The sequence below is a fragment of the Levilactobacillus andaensis genome (assembly GCF_016861695.1).
Taxonomy (GTDB): domain Bacteria; phylum Bacillota; class Bacilli; order Lactobacillales; family Lactobacillaceae; genus Levilactobacillus; species Levilactobacillus andaensis.
Window position 1 is genome coordinate 110,695 of sequence record NZ_BOLP01000010.1, and the last position, 19,235, is coordinate 129,929.

Consider the following 19,235-nt stretch of genomic DNA (forward strand, 5'->3'; position numbering starts at 1 on the left):
GCCATGGTAGCAAAAAAGCGAGCACTCCGCAATGGAAGTGCTCGCTTAAAGCAAACCGAAAATGGTTTACACAATATTTAATGATTAGCAACGTTAATCCGGTTGATGGCACGCCGCAAAGCGACTTCAGCCCGTGCTAAAGTATCTGGATCATGAGACTCTTGCGCCTTCTTGATCGTTTCTTCAGCCCGTTGACGTGCACTCTGCGCCCGGTCAACATCAATATCGTCTTGACGTTCCGCACTGTCTGCAACAATGGTTGCCACGTTGTCGGAGAACTCAATGAAACCACCGTTAACGGCAATTTCATCTTCGTGATCGCCTAATTTTACCCGCGTCTCATCAACTTCGAGTGAAGCGATGAGCGGCACGTGATTCGGCATGATCCCTAATTCACCAATTGTCGTTTTGACAACTAGTAAATCACTGTCTCCTTCATAGACGCGACCATCAGGGGTAACGATACTAACAGATAACACTGATTGATTATCAGCCAATTAGAATCCCTCCCTACTTGTCAGCAACGGCAGCGTTCATTTTCTTTGCTTTCTCAACGGTGTCTTCGATAGCACCACAGTTCCGGAAGGCATCTTCTGGTAGGTCGTCATACTTCCCATCGAGGATTGCCTTGAAACTCCGAATCGTATCTTCCAACTTAACGTACTTCCCGTCCATACCCGTAAACTGTGAAGCAACGGAGAATGGTTGTGACAAGAAGAACTGAATCCGCCGAGCACGGTTAACAATCGTCTGTTCTTCATCGGACAGTTCATCCATCCCTAAAATAGAGATGATATCTTGCAATTCATGGTACCGTTGCAAAACATGTTGAACTTCCGTGGCGACATCGTAGTGTTCTTGGCCGATGATTTCAGGGGCCAAGGCAGTTGACGTTGAAGCCAATGGGTCAACGGCTGGATAAATCCCTTGTTGCGTCAAAGAACGTTCCAAGTTGGTCGTTGCATCCAAATGGGCGAAAGTCGTGGCAGGAGCAGGGTCGGTATAGTCATCGGCAGGCACGTAAACGGCTTGGATAGAGGTGATAGACCCCTTCTTCGTCGACGTGATCCGTTCCTGTAACTGACCCATTTCAGTAGCCAACGTTGGTTGGTAACCAACGGCTGAAGGAATCCGCCCTAACAGAGCAGAAACTTCAGAACCGGCTTGCGTGAACCGGAAAATGTTATCGATGAATAACAGAACGTCTTGGCCCTTAACGTCACGGAAGTATTCCGCAATCGTCAAACCGGTCAAGGCAACCCGCATCCGGGCACCAGGAGGTTCGTTCATTTGACCATAAACCATGGCCGTTTGCTTCAGAACCCCGGACCCCTTCATTTCCCAGTACATATCGTTACCTTCACGAGTCCGTTCACCAACACCGGTGAAGACGGAGATCCCGTTATGGCCTTGAGCAATGTTATGAATTAATTCTTGAATTAAAACGGTCTTACCAACACCGGCACCACCGAACAACCCAATCTTCCCACCACGAACGTAAGGTTCGAGCAAGTCAATAACCTTGATCCCAGTTTCCAGGATTTCAGTTGAAGGGTTTAATTCGTCATACTTAGGTGCGTCACGGTGAATTGGCATCCGTTCTGCGTCTGGTCCAAATTCGGCACCGCCGTCAATAGGATCCCCGAGAACGTTAAATACCCGACCAAGTGTGTCGTCACCAACAGGAACAGAAATAGAAGCACCAGTGTTTTCTACTTCTAATCCCCGGCGAAGACCATCGGTACCGTCCATGGCAATGGTCCGCATAACCCCGTCACCTAATTCCAAGGCAACTTCGGTTACAAGGACACTACCATCATCTTTTTTGATGTTAAGGGCAGTGTTGATATCAGGTAATTCATCGTTCAACGGGAATTCAACGTCAACAACAGGTCCGATAACTTGAACAATTTTACCAGCACTCATTATTCGTTAATTCCTCCCGTCATTAGTTTTTTAAGGCTTCCTGCCCACCGGTAATTTCGGTGATTTCAGTCGTGATCGCTGCTTGACGCGCACGGTTATAGTGCAGCTGCAGGGTCGCAATTAAATCATCGGCATTATCAGTAGCAGACTGCATCGCATTGGTACTTGATGCATGTTCGGCCGTCTTTGCGTCCAAAATCGCACCGTAAACTAAGCTTTCTGCGTATTGTGGCAGTACGACCTGCAGAACACCCTCTTCAGAAGGTTCTGTGTCGTATTCAGCCGTTAACGGTGTCGCTTTCGTATCGTTTGCCGCATCAGAAGACAGGGCTTCCCCATCGACTGGCAACATTTTTTCAGCCCGAAAACGGGATGAAATCCGGTTAACAAAGTGATTGTAGCAAACGAAGAGTTCATCGAAGACTTCGTTGTTGAACATCGTGGTGACCGTCTTGACGATTTCCCGAACTTCATTGAATTCAGGAACGTCGCTGACGCCACGGTATTCATAAGCTACGTTAACGCCACGGTGCTTGTAAAAGTCAGCACCAGTGCCCCCAACGGCTAACACCATGTAGTCGTCAGGATTTGGCGTCCGTTCTTTAATGAACGCATTGGCATCCCGTAAAACGCTGCTATTGTAGCTCCCAACCATTCCACGATCGGAGGTGATCACTAAATATGCGGTTTTCTTTACTGGACGGTTCGACTGCAGGCTACTTGAGGAATTATCCAACAGATGAGACTGCGAAAGATGCATGACGACAGCCTTAACCTTAGAAACATAGTCTTGGTAGCCGACTGCTTGTTTCTGAATCTTATTTAACTTCGCCGTCGAGACCATGTGCATCGCCGCCGTAATTTGACGGGTTGCTTTCGTGGACGTAATTCGACGTTGAACGTCATGAATTGATTCAGCCATTATTTCTCACCATCCTTCCTTCAAGTACTCTTAATCAGCCGAGTTGGCCGCCGTATCATCTGCTTTGGCAGTCGGCTGGAAAGTCGTATCGAATTCAGCGATGGCGTCTTCCAGAGAGTTACCTTCAGGTAAGTTCCCGGTCGTCGTGATCGTGTCTTCAAGGTCTTGGTGACTAGCGTCCATGTAATCAAACAGTTCGTTTTGGTAACGTAAGACGTCAGCCACTTCAAGCTTGTCCAAATGACCATGAGTCAAAGCAAACAAGATAATAACTTCTTTAGCAACGGGAACAGATTCGTGTAAGCCTTGCTTTAAGACTTCAACGGTCCGGGCCCCACGGTCCAAACGTGCCTTAGTAGCGGCATCCAAGTCAGAACCGAATTGGGCGAAGGATTCAAGTTCACGGTAGGCAGATAAGTCCAACCGCAATGTCCCAGCAACCTTCTTCATGGCTTTGATTTGAGCGTCCCCACCAACCCGAGAAACAGAAGTCCCGGCATCCATGGCTGGTCGAATACCTGAATAGAAGGAATCACTGTTCAGGAAGATTTGACCATCGGTGATGGAAATAACGTTGGTTGGAATATAAGCAGAAACGTCACCGGCCTTGGTTTCAATAACAGGCAAAGCCGTCATTGAACCGCCACCAAGTTTATCGTTTAACTTAGCTGCCCGTTCCAACAAACGAGAGTGGGTGTAGAAAATGTCACCAGGGTAAGCTTCACGACCTGGCGCACGCCGCAGAATCAAGGAAAGTTCACGGTAGGCATCGGCTTGCTTGGTTAAATCATCATAGACGATCAACACGTGCTTGCCGTTGTGCATGAACTCTTCACCCATCGCTGCGCCGGCATATGGTGCGACGTAGAGCAATGGTGCTGGTTCGGAAGGACTGGCGGTAACGACAATGGTGTAATCCATAGCGCCGAATTTTTCCAGCGTAGCAACCTGTGAACGTACCGTAGAAGCCTTCTGACCAATAGCGACGTAGATACAAATCATATCTTGGCCCTTTTGGTTAATGATCGTATCGATGGCGATGGAGGACTTCCCAGTCTTCCGGTCACCAATGATCAATTCACGTTGGCCACGACCGATTGGAACCAAAGCATCGATGGCCTTGATACCGGTTTGCAGAGGTTCACTAACCCCTTGCCGGTCCATAACACCAGGTGCCTTGTGTTCGATAGGACGCGTCTTGTCTGTGGAAATGTCCCCTTTACCGTCAATTGGTTGACCTAATGGGTTAAGAACCCGGCCAATTAATTGCTCGCCAACGGGAACTTCCATGATTCGGCCAGTCCGCTTAACGGTATCGCCTTCAGTAATTCCAGTGAAATCACCCAAGATAACAATACCAACGTCACTGGCTTCGAGGTTTTGGACCATCCCATAAACCCCGTTATCAAACAACAGTAACTCACCTTGTAACGCATTGTTCAGACCGTGGGCCCGAGCGACACCGTCACCAACGTAAGTAACCGTACCAGTTTCTTCAACTGAGATTTCATCTTTATAGCTTTCTAATTGTTGTTTAATTAGAGCACTGATTTCCTCAGCTTTAATGCTCATGAAAGTTTCACCTCTTTATCACCGAATTCGTTATGCTAGCAGTTGCTGCCGTAAACGATTAATTTTAGTTCGTAAGCTACCGTCAAGAACCGTATCAGCAGCCTTAACGATGACGCCACCAATCACAGCGGGGTCAACCCGGCTGCTCAAAATGACCTTTTCGGCACCCACGCGCTTGGCGTAAGCAGTCTCAATCTGTGACTTTTGGTCATCAGATAATTCTACTGCCGTCGTTACTTGTGCGTAAACCGTGTGATGTAGTTCATCATATAAGACCTGGAATTGATCGATAATATCGACCAAGTTTTCCACGCGACCGTAGTCGTAGACCATTTGAATCAGGTTCTTGATATACGGTGATGCTTGCTTCAACAGTGGTTGAAGTAACGCTTCGCGATCAGCAACCTGCAGGCTAGCGTCTGAGAGCATCGTGCTCAATTTTGGGTTGTCCTGGAAGATACGCCGAAGTTCTTGTAGCTCTGTGTAGCCTGACTCCAGTTGGTCTTTTTCGGACAACAAATCAAATAATGCTTTAGAGTAGCGCTTGGCTACTGTTGCCCTATTAAGACTCATGTTGCTTCCCCAACCCTTCGATATAAGAATCAATTAACGCCTTTTGATCGTCAGCCTTCAATTCTCGTTGAATGATCTTGGAAGCAATCTCAATAGATAAATCCGCCACATCGTTACGGGCATCGGACAGAGCGTCTTGACGTTCTTGTTCAATATCCTTTTGGGCATTTTGCTTCATCGTCTGAACGTCCGCTTGTGCTTGCGTCACGATTTGTTCGCGTTGCTGTTGACCATTGAACTTGGCATCGCTCACAATCGTTTGGGCTTCAGAACGAGAATTTGCCAAAGCTGCTTGGCGTTTTTCAACCAAGCTAGCGGCATCGGTACGGGACTTTTCTGCTGAGTCAATATCATTACTGATCTTGTCAGCCCGGTCCTGCATCATCTTCGTCACTGGACCCCATGCAAAGATCTTAATGATCCACATTAAAAGTACGAAACTAATAATATAGAAAAGCGAATCTCCAAAGTAAAGCGTCTGACCAACTACTAAATGTGAGAGCATCTATTGACACCTCCTTTTGCTATCAGATATTTACAATTTTTACCGGTTGTTCGTTGTAACTACTTGTTCATAACCATCAAAGCAACAACGAAGGAAATGATAGGCATGGCTTCAACCAGCCCAACACCAATAAACATGTTCGTCCGTAATTGACCTGATAATTCAGGTTGACGAACCATACCTTCTAGCATCTTGGAAATAACGATACCATCACCGATACCCCCACCAATGGCGGCACCAAACATAGCAATACCAGCTGCAATAGCTCCCATAATCTGTGTTTCCTCCTTAAATTAGATAAAACTTATTCCTCGAGTTCTAGCTTTTGAGAAATATAAACTGATGACAACGTAACGAAAACGAACGCTTGGATAGCTCCTAAGAACGCGGAGAATCCTTGCCAAGCCATTTCGATTGGCAATGCAATAATCATCGTTACAATACCGTGTGAAACTGCCAGATTCCAGATTACCCCTAATAGCATTTCACCAGAGAAGATAACCCCGAAAATACGAAGACCCAACGTCAAGAAGTTCGTGAATTCCTCAAAAATACTGATTGGAAGCCAGAACACAAAGGGCTTCATGTAGTTTGCAAAGTGCGCCTTGTAACCTAATTTCCAAACTCCTGCGAATTGGGCGATCATCATCGTCATCAACGAGAACGTTAACGTCGCAATGGGATCTGAAGTTGGACTACGCATAATCGTCGCCCCACTTCGAGTCGCCACCTGGATAAACAACCCAATTTCGTTAGAAAGAAAGAGAAACAGGAACAGAGTGAACCCCCACAAACCGAACTTACCGACATCGCCGGCAGGAATGGATCCCTTCAAAATTCCGTTGGTAAAATCAATCAGCCATTCCAAGAAGTTTTGCCCCTTGGTTGGCTTCATGGCCAATTTCCTCGAAGTGAAAAAAACGACTGCCACTACCAGTAGGAAAACAACCAAACCGGATACAACGTTAGCAGTACTAAATGTCAGTCCCAGGAACTGGAAGGTTGAAACTGGATCATCACTCACCGAATATCACCTCTTTTCAACACTATATGGACGCAATCCCTAAGCTGACCCCTTCATGCAAGCGGTCTTCTCAAGAAAAGCGGAATAGCGAACGAAGCGAGTGCTCCATTCAAATACACTGGAAATGATACCACCAATCCAAACAAAAAACAAAACAATTTTTCACAGGCTAAACATTCCCAACCACTTGGGTAAAATTCAAGTCCTAAAAGGATAGTTAGCGTTTTCACAGTCTATTTGCGTGCGCAAACGCCCCGCTAAAAAAACCAACTCAAATCATTAAAAAAGTGACCTTACTGAAACAAAGAAGAGACTCGGCCGAATTAGCCGAATCTCTTTAAAGTTTACTTCGTCCCAAACAGCCGGTCTCCGGCATCGCCGAGGCCAGGCACAATGTAGCCATCTTCGTTCAGGTGGTCGTCAAGAGCCGCCGTGTAAATATCCACGTCAGGGTGCTTCTCTTGCAAGGCTTTAACCCCTTCTGGAGCGGAAACTAAGCAGACAAACTTAATGTTGCTTGCGCCACGCTTCTTCAAGGCATCGATCGCCATGATTGCAGAACCACCGGTCGCCAACATTGGGTCCACAACAAATACTTGTCGCTGATCAATGTCGGACGGCAACTTAACAAAATATTCATGAGGCTGGAGCGTTTCTTCATCCCGGTACATCCCAATGTGTCCGACTTTAGCAGCAGGAATCAACTCTAGGATACCGTCGACCATCCCAATCCCAGCACGTAGGATTGGAACAATGGCCACTTTCTTACCGGAAAGCTCTTTGGCCGTCATCTTAGCCACTGGCGTCTCGATCTTCTTATCTTGAAGCGGCATATCGCGTGAAACCTCATATGCCATTAAAGTCGAGATTTCGTTGACAACCTCCCGAAAACTGCGGGTCCCACAGTCTTTGTTCCGGATAATCGTCAGTTTGTGTTGAATCAACGGGTGGTCAAGTACTTGAAACTTCCCCATGAATAAACGCTCCTTTATGATTTCTTACAATTGTACCATTATCTTCGCTTGCAAAACGGACAAATTTTAAATGAAAACGTTTTTTCTAAAACTTTTTTCTAGGGTAAGGCATTTAACGGGTGGGCACTGGTCAACTCATGAACCCGTTGCCGGACATCAGCCAAAATTTGCTCGTCATCGGGGTGCGTAATCGTCTGCACGATCAGTCGGGCAACCTCGCGTGATTCATCGGCGTTAAAGCCCCGCGTTGTGATGGCTGGTGTTCCAATACGGATACCGGACGTCTTAAACGGACTCAATTTTTCATTTGGAATAGCTTCCTTATTGGTAGTGATCATGACGCTATCCAACAAGTCCTGAGCCTGCTTCCCGTTGAGCGTCGTTGCCGACAGATCAAGCGTCATTAAGTGATTGTCCGTTCCACCGGAAATCACCCGCACGGCTGGTAATTTGGCAAACTCATCAGCCATCGCATGGGCGTTCACAATAATCTGCTTGGCGTAATCTTTAAATTCCGGTTGTAAGTCTTCGAAGAACGCCGCGGCCTTCCCAGCAATCACGTGCTCCAATGGGCCACCCTGCGTCCCTGGGAATACAGCTGAATTGATCCGTTTAGCATTCTCTTCTTGAGAGAGGATCAAACCGCCCCGTGGCCCGCGCAACGTCTTGTGCGTCGTCGTGGTCACTACGTCAGCGATGCCAACCGGACTAGGATGTAGTCCCGTAGCGACCAGCCCGGCAATGTGGGCCATGTCGACCATCAGATAGGCGCCGACCTCATCCGCAATCTTTCGAAAGGCATTCCAGTCAATAAAACGTGAGTAAGCGGACGCCCCCGCAACGATCATCTGGGGTTTAACCTTCTGCGCCACTTCACGAATCATATCGTAGTCCAGGAGTTCCGTATCCGGATTCAACGCATAACTATAGGCGTTGTAGATTTTACCAGAGAAATTGACTTTGGCGCCGTGGGTCAAATGGCCACCGGCATCGAGGCCCATTCCGAGAATCGTGTCGCCAGGCTTCAAAAATGCCGCATAGACGGCTTGATTGGCCTGCGACCCGGAGTGAGGTTGAACGTTCGCATATTCGGCGTGAAACAGCTTCTTAGCCCGGTCAATGGCGAGCTGCTCAACCACGTCAATGTACTGGGTTCCCCCGTAGTACCGTTTGCCCGGATAACCTTCAGCATACTTATTCGTCAATACGGACCCTTGTGCTGTCCGCACAGCTTCGCTCACAATGTTTTCGGAAGCAATCAATTCAATCGTATCTTCTTGACGTTGCTCTTCCTTCGCAATGGCGCCCCATAATGCTGGATCCTTTTCTTTAAAATTCACTGGCGATCCCTCCTGAACTGTAATTAATTTTATTCTACCAAATTTTCTAGTGTCGCGGGGCCACGATGGCTTATTTATCTTTTTATACCGGGCGTTGCGGTATGCGTCCCTACAAACTGCCCTACCCTTTGATGAAATTAGTTGCCTCTTGAACAAGAAAATACTGAAAATGGCCGCACTCCGGCTGCCAGGGATTCCGCCTGCTGTGGGGACGTTCAGCCTGGAAGAACACCAGTCTTCTCGCTCGCTTTTAAGCCACGAAGAACCCGTGTCTTAAAAGTCGCCCATCATGTTAGCTAGCCAGCGGCCAGCTAACAAGATTACCACGGCTGGCTACATCACTGACCTCCTCCGGCTCAGATTGAGCTCCCCACAAGAAATCAGTTTAGAGTCCCTAACTAAGCCCAATAACAATAACGTCTGGCCAACAAGTGTTCAACGACAAAGGATAAACTAGTTTATACCCTCGCTGGTCAGAATTTCTGTTAGTTCGTGGGACAGTCACTTCTCCGTTAAATTTCTTTTGTACAATCCAAATTTCAGTTTCAATCGGTAACAACAACTTCTCCTAGCCATCAATTGACGATGACCTTCTGACGACTGGTAAGGTGAAAAAACTGTAGGCGCCCAACGAACACAGATGCTATCATTTTTCCCATTAGAAAAAGCACGTCAGCCTTAACGACCAACGTGCCCCATTAATTTACTTTTCAAAATGTTGTTGCCCGGCGGACTTGTTCAAGCGGTTCATGTACGCCGCACCCAAGCCCTCGGCCGCAAACCCTTGTGCCAGGATGCCCGTCACGGGTGACTCCAGGTCAAAATGACGCAGACCCGCGAACAAACGGTGGCTGGCACTGGTCATGTCAGCGCCCAGTGAAAAGGCTTCAGTATTGGTTGGCAGTTTGTCGGCCGTCAGGATATGATCTAACGCCATGACCCCAATCGTACCGTCCTGTTGCGCTGCCCAAGCCAACGCTGCAGGCCAGTCGGCTTCGTTGTCGACGATGGTGACCTGTGCGTTAGGGGCGTAATGCTTGTATTTCATCCCAGGGGCCTTAGGAATCTCACCCTTGCCGACCTTGTGGTGATTCGATTGAACTGTGCCAATCACGGCTTCCAGTTGTTTCTCGGTCACACCACCTGGACGCAAAATCGTTGGAATTTCGGTCGACATGTCCAGCACGGTCGATTCAACACCGACTTGGGTTGGCCCGTCATCTAAGATGCCGGCAATTTTGCCGTTCAAATCATGATAAACGTGCTTAGCCAAGGTTGGACTAGGCTTCCCGGACGTATTTGCAGAAGGCCCAACCAACGGCACACCAGCCGCCTTGATCAAGTCCAAGGTCACCTGGTTGTCCGGGTTACGAAAAGCCGCGGTATTTAAACCACCAGTGACTGCCTTCGATAATTTTCCGGGTTGTAAGGTAAAGATCAACGTTAAGGGCCCCGGCCAGAACGCCTTGATCAGCGCTTCGGCCTTGTCGGACAACGGTTGGGCGTATTGCTTCACCGTGTCCTCGCCCGTGACGTGAACGATCAGTGGGTTGTCACTAGGACGGCCCTTGGCAATGTACACCTGCTTAACGGCCTGTTCGTTGGTGGCGTCGGCACCTAAGCCATAGACGGTCTCAGTGGGAAAAGCCACCAACTGGCCCGCCCGAATGGCAGCGGCCGCCTTATCAATTTCATTTGGTTGAAAAATTTTCGTTTCCATTAATTCTCTAATCTCCCATCCTAACTTTTCAATTGAACGCGAACCATCCGATCATGGCCGTTGATGTCCGTTTTAACTGTCACCGTGGCACCTGGCAAGGCACGTGCAAAAATTTCACGCACCGCTGCCCCCTGATGATAGCCAATTTCAGCGAAAAACTGACCAGCCGGTTGTAAGGCCGTGGTCAGTTCAGCCGCAAAGCGACGATAAAACGCCAACCCGTGGTCATCCGCAAACAGCGCTGAATCCGGCTCGTAACGTTTAACGGAGTCGTCCATGACGGGCAACTCCGCGCGGTCAATATAAGGCGGGTTCGACACGATAATGTCGAATCGCTGCCCCCGTACCGGTTCCAGTAGGTCGCCTACGGTAAATGTGACTGGCGCCTGCAACTGCTGCGCATTCTGTCGTGCCACATCAACTGCCGTCGCAGAAATATCCGTCGCGGTGACCGTCCAATCTGGCCGCTCCGCCTTGAGCGAAATGGCGATAGCGCCACTCCCCGTCCCCACATCTAAGAGGCTAGTTTTCGGCTTCGCAACGGCCAACACCCACTCGACCAATTCTTCCGTCTCTTGACGGGGAATCAGTGTCGCCGGGGTCACTTGGAACTCCCGCCCGTAAAATGGCGCGTGTCCCAGAATGTATTGTGCGGGCTCGCCGGCACAGACCCGTTTGATCTGGTCCTGATAGGTCGCCGCCAACTCAACTGGCACGGCGTCACGGTAATGTTGAACTAGTGTGGTAAACGACCACGCTTGACCCTCCAACAACAGATACTGCGCCGCACTGGTATCCTGACCAGCGGCAGCCAACTGTTGCTCAGCGGCCTTTAAAAGCTGAAAAAAAGTCAGCTTAGCCATTGTTCTTCAAGTCTTCAAGCTTGGCGGCTTGGTCTGACAGAATCAATGCATCAATGACGTCATCCAATTCACCGTTCATGATGCGGTCAAGCTTGTTCAGCGTCAACCCGATACGGTGATCGGTCACCCGGTTTTGCGGGTAGTTGTAAGTCCGAATCCGTTCGGAGCGATCCCCGGTCCCCACGGCAGACTTCCGTTCCGCGTTGTAGGCATTTTCTTCTTGTTGCTTGTAGTAGTCGTAGACCCGTGCCCGTAAAATGGTCATGGCCTTGGCCCGGTTCTGTTGTTGTGACCGTTCATCTTGCATGGCAACGACGATTCCCGTTGGCAAGTGGGTCATCCGCACGGCAGAAGACGTCTTGTTGATATGTTGTCCACCGGCACCAGATGACCGGTAAACGTCGGTCCGAATGTCCTTAGGATCGATATCGATATCAACATCCTCTTCTTCGGGCATCACCCCAACGGTCGCCGTACTGGTATGTACCCGACCAGCAGATTCGGTAACTGGGACCCGTTGCACACGGTGCGCCCCATTTTCATACTTCAGCTTGGAGTAGACCTTGTCCCCGGAGATCATCATGACGATTTCCTTGAACCCACCAACTTCGGTAGCGTTCTCGTCAACGACTTCGATCGTCCAGCCTTGGCGTTCGGCGTACTTGGAGTACATGCTAAACAGGTCGGCGGCAAATAAACTGGCTTCATCCCCACCAGCGGCCCCATGGATTTCCATGATGATGTTTTTGTCATCGTTCGGGTCCTTAGGCAAAAGAAGGACCTTGATGTCTTCTTCCAACTTAGCCTTTTGTTCGTTGAGGTCCTTCAGTTCTTCTTTGACCATGCTATCCATGTCATCGTCGAGCTTTTCACGCAACATCTCGTCGTCATCGGCGATCTGCTTGGTCACGTCTTGGTATTGGTGATACTTGTCGACGGTCTCGCGCAATTCCCCTTCTTCTTTAGAGAGGGCCATGAATTTTTGCGTATCCGCAATCACTTCAGGGTCACTGATCAGTTCATTTAATTCGTCGTAGCGGTCCGCCACGGCTTGGAGCTTGTCAAACATTTCGTCCATTCGATTTAACCTCGTTTCAATTTGTGGAACTACATTTTTATTGTGTTATTTTACGTAAGAGCTACATGGTGATTACTTGCGCCTTACCGGCCGGCAGATATGGGCTGGAACGGTGCGGGCACACCTTGAAGCCTCGCAAGTGCCGAGTCTTCAAGGTTGGCCTTCTGCTAAGCCAGCTAAGAACGCTGACCAAGCAGAACGACACGCCTGAGCCCATATCTGCCGACCTCTCGGCTTACGTTGGTAGTTTATGGCAACAAAACACGCTAGATCATAGCCATACTAGTTGTCATAAATTATGCTGTATCTATCTATTCGCTACTTACAGTTTCAAGCGCCTGGTCATAGAAAAAATCAATCTGAGCCGGAGGAGGCCAGGGATGTAGCCAGCCGTGACGGTGGTGTTAGCTGGCGTCTTATGTCGGCTTACACCACCGTCACGGCTTTGAAGACGTGTGTTCTTCGCGGCTTCAAAGCGAGGCGAAAGACCGCCCCTCGTCTGAAGCCGTTCCCCACAGCAGGCGGAATCCCTGGCAGCCGCAGTGCGACCAGCCAGCACAACCCATCTTTCAGCCCACATGTGATTTGCCTCAGAACTGCCAGTTTATCACATTTACCCGGCCAAGCCGAGCTTATTTTGCATCGCTATCCTGCTTGCCGAATTGGTCTAATGGTGGATTGAAGTAGTGACGCCGGCAAACTGGGTAGTAGGCCTCGTTGCCGCCGATTTGAACCTGCTCACCCTCGTAGACCGGCTTGTTGTCGTGGAACCGCAAGTTCATGATGGCCTTCTTGGTACAGAACCAGCAGATGGTCTTCATTTCTTCTATCTTATCCGCGTACAGCATGAGGTACTTGGAGCCTTCGAACAATTCGTTACGGAAATCGTTCTTCAAGCCAAAGGTCATCACGGGAATGTGTAACTCGTCGACAACCTTCGCCAACTGCAGCACGTGGGCCTTGGTCAAAAATTGGGCTTCATCGATCAGCACACAGTTGGCCTGAGCATCGATACGTTCAATTTCATCATACAGATTGGTCTCTTTAAAGATTGGGTGCGCCTTACGCTTGAGCCCAATTCGACTAGCAATGTAACCGACCTCATCACGGGTATCCAGCCCACTCGTCATAATAATGACTCGCTTATCTTGTTCCTCGTAATTGTGAGCGACCTTAAGAATCTCAATGGTCTTCCCACTGTTCATTGCGCCATAACGGAAAAATAGCTGCGCCACGTTACTCCCACCTTTTTGACAGTTTCTATCTATTATAGCTGATTAGCTGGCAAAATTCGACCGTCACGCAAGCAAACTTTCCTTGCGATTTCCCAAAGTTCAAGCAAGGTCCTCCCCTAAACGCTTAAAAAATGCTAAAATTAAGGCTTGAATATTAAGGTACCCGACACTAAAAAATCTTGTCGCGATTAAGGAGCGAAATATCCATGTCATTCAGAAGCGGCGTAGCCACCTTCGCGGGGAAATCCTCTTACTGGTTTCTCCACACGTTTCTTCACGGGGGGAGTTCTCTCCCAGGTAAAATTACATTAAAACTCGACCCCAACATTTTACGAACCCTCGGGGCCAAATACGACGTCATCGTTATTACCGGGACTAACGGGAAAACCTTGACGACCGCATTGACAGTTTCTGTGCTCCACGAAAAGTACCCAGCAATCTTGACCAACCCGACCGGTTCCAACATGGAACAAGGTATCGTCACGACCTTTCTTAACGCCAAGAACCCCAAGACTGGCCGTCCACTGGCCGTTTTAGAAGTCGACGAAGCTAACGTCATCAAGGTCACACAGTACATTGAGCCCAAGGCCTTTGTGTTCACCAACATTTTCCGTGATCAAATGGACCGCTACGGTGAAATCTACACCACCTACCAAAAGATTCTGGATGGCGTGGCGCTGGTACCAAACGCAACGATCATTGCCAATGGCGATTCGCCGATCTTCCATTCTAAGGAACTCCCGAACCCGATTCAATACTACGGTTTCGATAACGAACCCGATGGCGACTTCAAGGCTAGACCTAACACGGACGGTGTGCTGTGCCCCAACTGTGAGCACATCTTGCACTACCACTCCCTGACCTACAGTAACCAAGGCAAGTATTTCTGCCCGAACTGTGGCTTCTCGCGGCCAGAGTTGACCTACCGTTTGACCAAGCTAGGTGAACAAACGCCAACGTCTTCAAAATTTGAAATTGACGGTCACCCCTTCAAGATTCAGGTCGGCGGGACCTACAACATCTACAACGCACTGGCTGCCTATGCCGTTGGTCGGTTCATGGGCGTCGACCCCGAACAGATCAGTGACGCCTTTAACGCCAACCAACAAGTCTTCGGACGGCAAGAGGTCATCGACGTCGATGGCAAACGGGTCACGATTATTCTGGTGAAGAACCCCGTAGGCCTCGACCAAGTCCTCCACATGATTGGGACGGACACGCATCCATTTTCACTGGTTGGCCTGTTGAACGCCAACTACGCGGACGGCATCGATACCAGTTGGATCTGGGACGGTGATTTCGAACAGCTAACGAACCGCGACATTCCCGCCGTCATCACTGGTGGCGAACGGTACAAGGACATTACCTTCCGTTTGAAAGTCGCTGGGATTCCCGACGACAAGCACATCGTTGAACCCGACTTGGAGAAAGTGGTCGACCGGATCAAAGAGGTGCCAACCGAACGTGTTTACGTGCTGGCCACCTACACGGCCATGCTGCAATTACGGAAAATTTTAGCAACCAAGGGCTACATCAAGGAGGGTCTCGGCGTATGACTTACGAATTAAACGTCGCCCATCTGTACGGCGACCTCATGAACACTTACGGTGACGTCGGAAATATCTTGGCACTGAACTACTATGCTAAGCAAATGGACGTCCACTTAAACGTTAACGTCGTCAGCCTCGAGGAAGACTTTAAGGCGGCCGACTACGACCTAGCCTTCTTCGGCGGCGGGCAGGACTTCGAACAGACCATTGTGTCTCAGGATATCCAGACCAAGAAGGCCGAATTGACCAAGTTCATCGAATCTGATGGTCCCCTACTGGCCATTTGTGGCGGTTTCCAACTACTCGGTCACTACTACATCGGAGCCGATGGTGAAAAGCTGCCCGGCATCGGCGCCTTGGACCACTATACGCTGGCGCAAGACCACAACCGGTTTATTGGTAACATCGTCATTAAAAACCAAGAAACTGGCGAGACGTACCACGGCTTTGAGAACCATCAAGGCCGGACATTCCTCGGCGATGGCGAACGTCCCCTAGGTAATGTGGTCTCCGGTAAAGGAAACAACGGTGAAGACGGCACAGAAGGCGCGATTTACAAGAACGTCTACTGCTCCTACTTCCACGGCCCGATTCTCACCAGAAACGGCGACATCGCCAAGCATTTGCTGGTGGCCGCCTTACAACGGAAGTATCCGGACGCCGATTTCAGTCAACAGAAAGCTTTACCGATTCCCGCAACCTTCTAATGCCAACACAAAGGACGTTATCCAGCCATTTCCGGCGGGACAACGTCCTTTTTCGTATGCTCTATTGACCGCACAGTATGACCCATCGCCTTACCGGCCGGCAGATATGGGCTGGAACGGTGCGGACACAACTTGAAGCCTCGAAAATCACGAGGCTCCAAGCTTGGTCGTTCTGCTAAGCCAGCAACGAACACTGACTAAGCAGAACGACGCGCCTGAGCCCATATCTGCCGGCCTCTCGGCTTACACTGATGTCCTCCGGCAACAAAATCAAAACCAGTGAGACTGCAGCAATTCCCACAATCTGGCACCTACAGTATTTTTGGGTTTGAACGTCTGTCATGTCGACAGTACCGATCGTAGCCGAAGGAGGCCAGGGATGTAGCCAGCCGCGAAGGTGGCGTTAGTTGACGTTTTTTGTCAACCTACGCCACGGGACGACTTTGGAGACGCGTGCTCTTCGCGGCTTCAAAGCGAGGCGGAAGACCGCTCTTTGTCTGGAGACGTTCCCCACAGCAGGCGGAATCCCTGGCAGCCGCAGTGCGGAATCCTCAGCAAGTCCAGACATTAATCAACTATTTCTCAGCCAAGTAAGTGCCAATCACCGCATTACGTTGGTCCAGGTACGGTAAGTTTGGTGCCACCGGGTGGACCCGGTTCGTGAGAAATACCATGGCTTGCTGTGCTTGCTGGTCGATGACCAAGTACGTGCCCGTGAAGCCGGAGTGCCAGATGACGCGATGCGGTCGTGGCCATTGGGTGGCGGTCAGAGCCCAGCCCAGTGAGCGACCGGCCTGTCCTGTTGGTGTCCAGTCTTCGGTCAGCCGATGAACCCACGTTGGCGGCAACACCGCCGGACAGGTCTCCGGATGGAGATAAGCGTGGCAGAACGTTGCCAGATCCTCAGCCGTACTGAACAGGCCAGCCGAGCCGCACCGGCGCTGCAAAACGTAACCTTTGGGGTCGTGAACCTCACCACGGACCAATCCCCGACCGGCTGTGATTGCCGTGGGGACACACTGCTGCGGGTCAGCCGGTGTAAACGTGCTGTGTGTCATCCCTAGTGGGTCCAAGACGCGTTGTTTAGCCGCCACTTGAATCGGCATGTCCAAGACACGCTCGACAATCCAGCCCAAGAAGATATAGTTGATGTCCGCATAGACCATTTTCCGATTAAATGTCGGTCCCACATGCAGGTGAAGCAAGGCGTGCGTTAAGTCCATTGCGTTTAGCTGATTGCGATTGGGAATGTAGCCAACGATGCCCGACGTATGCGTCAGCAAGTGACGTATCGTGACCCGGCTGTCCTGCCATTCCGGTAACCACCGTGACACCGCATCCGTCAGTTGGAGTCGTCCTTGGTCCAAGAGTTGGAGCACCACGCTGAGGGTCCCAACAACTTTGGTCAGTGAGGCCACGTCGTAGACCATCCCCGGCCGCAAAACTTCCGGCTGCGGGACTAGTGCCGCCTGCCCCATTTCTCCAATTTCCACGCTATCGCCATCGATTAGCGCATAGCTCACGCCCGGCACGACCTTTTCAGTCACCAACCGCCGCAGCGCCGCCTTTGTTTGTGGATAAGTCATCGCCATCGCCTCTACTTTCTCTAGCCTTCATTGTACCCACAGCTGGCCCGTGGACGCAATTCTCTGGTGAAAATGACAACAAACCCTAAGGATTAACCGGGAGTTTCTGCACGCAAAATGTACGCCGTCACATTAAAAAAATAATGCTTTTTATAAAAATATGAATGAGCAAATCCCTCGGTATCGCCATCCGTTTAGGTTAAACTTAATCTACTTATTCTGAAAGGTGGTTCCCATGGTTAATCAACAGTTTGATTTTATCGAGCAGTCAAAACAAGACAAGCGGCGTGCCAAGGACAATAAATCAGAACTTCTAGCACGCTACCGGCAACGTGAACAGCAACAACGCTCCCCACTCGTACTAACCGGCTCAAATGATCATCCGACCGCTAATAACACCCTGAAATCCGAAATTCGCCGTCTACGTCGTCAATTAAAGCGGGCACAGGTCAGTAAGCAGGCTAGCGAACTACGGGAAAAATTACGCATTACCCAACAATCACAGCGTCGTCTAAAACAAGAAAACCAAGCACTCCGCCAACAAAACCAAGAACTCCAGCGGGAAAATGCCGATATCGTCCACCGCTACCAGGCCCAACAGCTTGATGCCGCCATGACTCAACGACAGATCAATTACGTTCAGGCCTACTTTGCTCAGGCGGGCTTCCTACTTCAGGCCGCTGAGAATCGCCTCAAAAACGCCAGGCGGTTCCAGCAATTCTCACAAAGGTCTCAGCAAACTCGTGACCAGCGAAAGCAACTTAATAAACTCATTTTCGTTAAGAAACAGCTTGGCTTGGCCCTAAAACGGGAACGCATGTTGAAGGATAAGGTAACCCGCCTCAAGCAAGAACGTGCTGCCAATCAGGCATCCATAAGCAGGCTCCATCAAAAGATCAATCTTCTTCACAGCGACTCGCCACAACACTTAGAAGACCGTTTAAAAGTTTTCCTGACACCTGAAAACTTCCAGCAGATCCCATGGTTACCAGAATTTGCTAAGCGCTATCACCAATTGCGGCTCGAAAGCTTAACTATTCGCCATGAGAAACAAACCTATGGCTACTTCATCAAAATTAATAACCACCTGGCATTCAAGACGATTGACGACCGAATTCTGCCCAATTATGACTTGGACCAGGGCACTGAACCACGCTTGGATGTTATTTATGCCGGTATTTTAACAGGCAATCACAGCGTCCTTCTCACGCAAACGTACGCTGAAGTGACACCTCATGACCTCAATCGTGACAAAATGCGGCGCCTTCATCAGCGGTCACATCCCATGCACTTCACGGGTTGGCTCCCCGACGATGGCAAAGCCCTTCTAACCGGCAAACGAATCCTGATTGTGACTTGGCAGCAAACACAAACCCTGAATCAGGCCTTCCGCTTCTTCGGCGCCGCCCCAACAATCGTCAATAATCGTGAGAAAAGCATCTCCTGGATCACACAGCAAGCCACTGGCCAGCAGATTGACCTCACTTTCTTGATGAGTGAAGGCCTCTCACACGCGGTCCTGGAAACGTTGACGAAGACTCAAATTAAGTCGCGCCCCAATATCCGCTTGGTTTATCGACAATCTCCAGCAGATATTGTCAACCAGGCCTACCAATATTTCAAGGAACAAGCAAGACTGAACCTAACTTAGTCTGTACAA

General features: G+C 49.7%; 18 protein-coding genes. 3 read left to right on the forward strand and 15 right to left on the reverse strand.

All coding sequences use genetic code 11. The features are described 5' to 3' along the window. Positions 1-77: 77 nt before the first annotated feature. The 14 genes from JUF10_RS08685 to JUF10_RS08750 form a co-directional block, all read right to left on the reverse strand. Positions 78-497, reverse strand: a complete 420-nt coding sequence (locus tag JUF10_RS08685; RefSeq protein ID WP_048732181.1) for a F0F1 ATP synthase subunit epsilon — start codon at positions 495-497, stop codon at positions 78-80. A 13-nt stretch (positions 498-510) separates the two neighbouring features. Beyond that, the gene (gene atpD, locus JUF10_RS08690) at positions 511-1,926 is read right to left on the reverse strand and encodes a F0F1 ATP synthase subunit beta (RefSeq protein ID WP_203641793.1); all 1,416 of its coding nucleotides are present in this window, start codon (positions 1,924-1,926) and stop codon (positions 511-513) included. A gap of 22 nt (positions 1,927-1,948) precedes the next feature. Then, positions 1,949-2,848 carry a F0F1 ATP synthase subunit gamma gene (locus JUF10_RS08695; protein ID WP_203641794.1) on the reverse strand — a complete coding sequence of 300 codons (900 nt, stop codon included), beginning with the start codon at positions 2,846-2,848 and terminating at the stop codon, positions 1,949-1,951. 30 nt (positions 2,849-2,878) lie between these two features. Next, the gene (gene atpA / locus JUF10_RS08700; protein WP_203641795.1) at positions 2,879-4,420 is read right to left on the reverse strand and encodes a F0F1 ATP synthase subunit alpha; all 1,542 of its coding nucleotides are present in this window, start codon (positions 4,418-4,420) and stop codon (positions 2,879-2,881) included. 30 nt (positions 4,421-4,450) lie between these two features. After that, entirely contained in the window at positions 4,451-4,993 is a 543-nt protein-coding gene (gene atpH, locus JUF10_RS08705; RefSeq protein ID WP_203641796.1) for an ATP synthase F1 subunit delta, read from the reverse strand. Then, complete coding sequence (gene atpF / locus JUF10_RS08710; protein WP_203641797.1) at positions 4,983-5,498, reverse strand: F0F1 ATP synthase subunit B; 516 nt, start codon at positions 5,496-5,498, stop codon at positions 4,983-4,985. The genes atpH and atpF overlap by 11 nt, the downstream gene beginning before the upstream one ends. A 59-nt stretch (positions 5,499-5,557) precedes the next feature. Then, complete coding sequence (atpE, locus tag JUF10_RS08715; protein ID WP_048732192.1) at positions 5,558-5,770, reverse strand: F0F1 ATP synthase subunit C; 213 nt, start codon at positions 5,768-5,770, stop codon at positions 5,558-5,560. Between the two features lie 32 nt (positions 5,771-5,802). Then, positions 5,803-6,522 (reverse strand): F0F1 ATP synthase subunit A, encoded by a 720-nt coding sequence (atpB, locus tag JUF10_RS08720; protein ID WP_203641798.1) that lies wholly within the window; start codon positions 6,520-6,522, stop codon positions 5,803-5,805. Between the two features lie 344 nt (positions 6,523-6,866). Next, a complete protein-coding gene (upp, locus tag JUF10_RS08725) occupies positions 6,867-7,496 on the reverse strand; it encodes a uracil phosphoribosyltransferase (protein WP_203641799.1) in 630 nt (209 codons plus the stop codon). Between the two features lie 98 nt (positions 7,497-7,594). Further along, positions 7,595-8,836 (reverse strand): serine hydroxymethyltransferase, encoded by a 1,242-nt coding sequence (gene glyA / locus JUF10_RS08730; RefSeq protein WP_203641800.1) that lies wholly within the window; start codon positions 8,834-8,836, stop codon positions 7,595-7,597. Positions 8,837-9,539: 703 nt separating this feature from the next. Continuing rightward, complete coding sequence (locus JUF10_RS08735) at positions 9,540-10,556, reverse strand: L-threonylcarbamoyladenylate synthase (RefSeq protein WP_203641801.1); 1,017 nt, start codon at positions 10,554-10,556, stop codon at positions 9,540-9,542. Positions 10,557-10,576: 20 nt separating this feature from the next. Beyond that, entirely contained in the window at positions 10,577-11,419 is an 843-nt protein-coding gene (prmC, locus tag JUF10_RS08740) for a peptide chain release factor N(5)-glutamine methyltransferase (RefSeq protein ID WP_203641802.1), read from the reverse strand. Beyond that, positions 11,412-12,497 carry a peptide chain release factor 1 gene (prfA, locus tag JUF10_RS08745; RefSeq protein ID WP_203641803.1) on the reverse strand — a complete coding sequence of 362 codons (1,086 nt, stop codon included), beginning with the start codon at positions 12,495-12,497 and terminating at the stop codon, positions 11,412-11,414. The genes prmC and prfA overlap by 8 nt, the downstream gene beginning before the upstream one ends. A 632-nt stretch (positions 12,498-13,129) precedes the next feature. Then, positions 13,130-13,732, reverse strand: coding sequence for a thymidine kinase (locus tag JUF10_RS08750; RefSeq protein ID WP_203641804.1), 603 nt, complete (start codon positions 13,730-13,732; stop codon positions 13,130-13,132). 206 nt (positions 13,733-13,938) lie between these two features. Between JUF10_RS08750 and JUF10_RS08755 the strand changes: the two genes are divergently transcribed. Next, complete coding sequence (locus tag JUF10_RS08755; RefSeq protein WP_203641805.1) at positions 13,939-15,288, forward strand: Mur ligase family protein; 1,350 nt, start codon at positions 13,939-13,941, stop codon at positions 15,286-15,288. Then, positions 15,285-15,989: a type 1 glutamine amidotransferase gene (locus JUF10_RS08760; RefSeq protein ID WP_203641806.1), complete on the forward strand. Its 705-nt coding sequence runs from the start codon at positions 15,285-15,287 to the stop codon at positions 15,987-15,989. The genes JUF10_RS08755 and JUF10_RS08760 overlap by 4 nt, the downstream gene beginning before the upstream one ends. Before the next feature lie 575 nt (positions 15,990-16,564). Here the strand turns inward: JUF10_RS08760 and JUF10_RS08765 are convergent. Continuing rightward, the gene (locus tag JUF10_RS08765; protein WP_203641807.1) at positions 16,565-17,575 is read right to left on the reverse strand and encodes a serine hydrolase domain-containing protein; all 1,011 of its coding nucleotides are present in this window, start codon (positions 17,573-17,575) and stop codon (positions 16,565-16,567) included. Between the two features lie 235 nt (positions 17,576-17,810). Between JUF10_RS08765 and JUF10_RS08770 the strand changes: the two genes are divergently transcribed. Beyond that, positions 17,811-19,226: a hypothetical protein gene (locus JUF10_RS08770; protein WP_203641808.1), complete on the forward strand. Its 1,416-nt coding sequence runs from the start codon at positions 17,811-17,813 to the stop codon at positions 19,224-19,226. Positions 19,227-19,235 lie beyond the last annotated feature (9 nt).

What these genes read in the sequence shown, in the direction of transcription:
- prfA (WP_203641803.1), bottom strand. Translation starts at nt 12,497, where the DNA reads ATGGACGAAATGTTTGACAAGCTCCAAGCCGTGGCGGACCGCTACGAC.
- JUF10_RS08695 (WP_203641794.1), bottom strand. Translation starts at nt 2,848, where the DNA reads ATGGCTGAATCAATTCATGACGTTCAACGTCGAATTACGTCCACGAAA.
- atpF (WP_203641797.1), bottom strand. Translation starts at nt 5,498, where the DNA reads ATGCTCTCACATTTAGTAGTTGGTCAGACGCTTTACTTTGGAGATTCG.
- JUF10_RS08760 (WP_203641806.1), top strand. Translation starts at nt 15,285, where the DNA reads ATGACTTACGAATTAAACGTCGCCCATCTGTACGGCGACCTCATGAAC.
- JUF10_RS08765 (WP_203641807.1), bottom strand. Translation starts at nt 17,575, where the DNA reads ATGACTTATCCACAAACAAAGGCGGCGCTGCGGCGGTTGGTGACTGAA.
- prmC (WP_203641802.1), bottom strand. Translation starts at nt 11,419, where the DNA reads ATGGCTAAGCTGACTTTTTTTCAGCTTTTAAAGGCCGCTGAGCAACAG.
- atpD (WP_203641793.1), bottom strand. Translation starts at nt 1,926, where the DNA reads ATGAGTGCTGGTAAAATTGTTCAAGTTATCGGACCTGTTGTTGACGTT.
- JUF10_RS08735 (WP_203641801.1), bottom strand. Translation starts at nt 10,556, where the DNA reads ATGGAAACGAAAATTTTTCAACCAAATGAAATTGATAAGGCGGCCGCT.
- atpE (WP_048732192.1), bottom strand. Translation starts at nt 5,770, where the DNA reads ATGGGAGCTATTGCAGCTGGTATTGCTATGTTTGGTGCCGCCATTGGT.
- atpH (WP_203641796.1), bottom strand. Translation starts at nt 4,993, where the DNA reads ATGAGTCTTAATAGGGCAACAGTAGCCAAGCGCTACTCTAAAGCATTA.
- JUF10_RS08770 (WP_203641808.1), top strand. Translation starts at nt 17,811, where the DNA reads ATGGTTAATCAACAGTTTGATTTTATCGAGCAGTCAAAACAAGACAAG.
- atpA (WP_203641795.1), bottom strand. Translation starts at nt 4,420, where the DNA reads ATGAGCATTAAAGCTGAGGAAATCAGTGCTCTAATTAAACAACAATTA.
- JUF10_RS08755 (WP_203641805.1), top strand. Translation starts at nt 13,939, where the DNA reads ATGTCATTCAGAAGCGGCGTAGCCACCTTCGCGGGGAAATCCTCTTAC.
- upp (WP_203641799.1), bottom strand. Translation starts at nt 7,496, where the DNA reads ATGGGGAAGTTTCAAGTACTTGACCACCCGTTGATTCAACACAAACTG.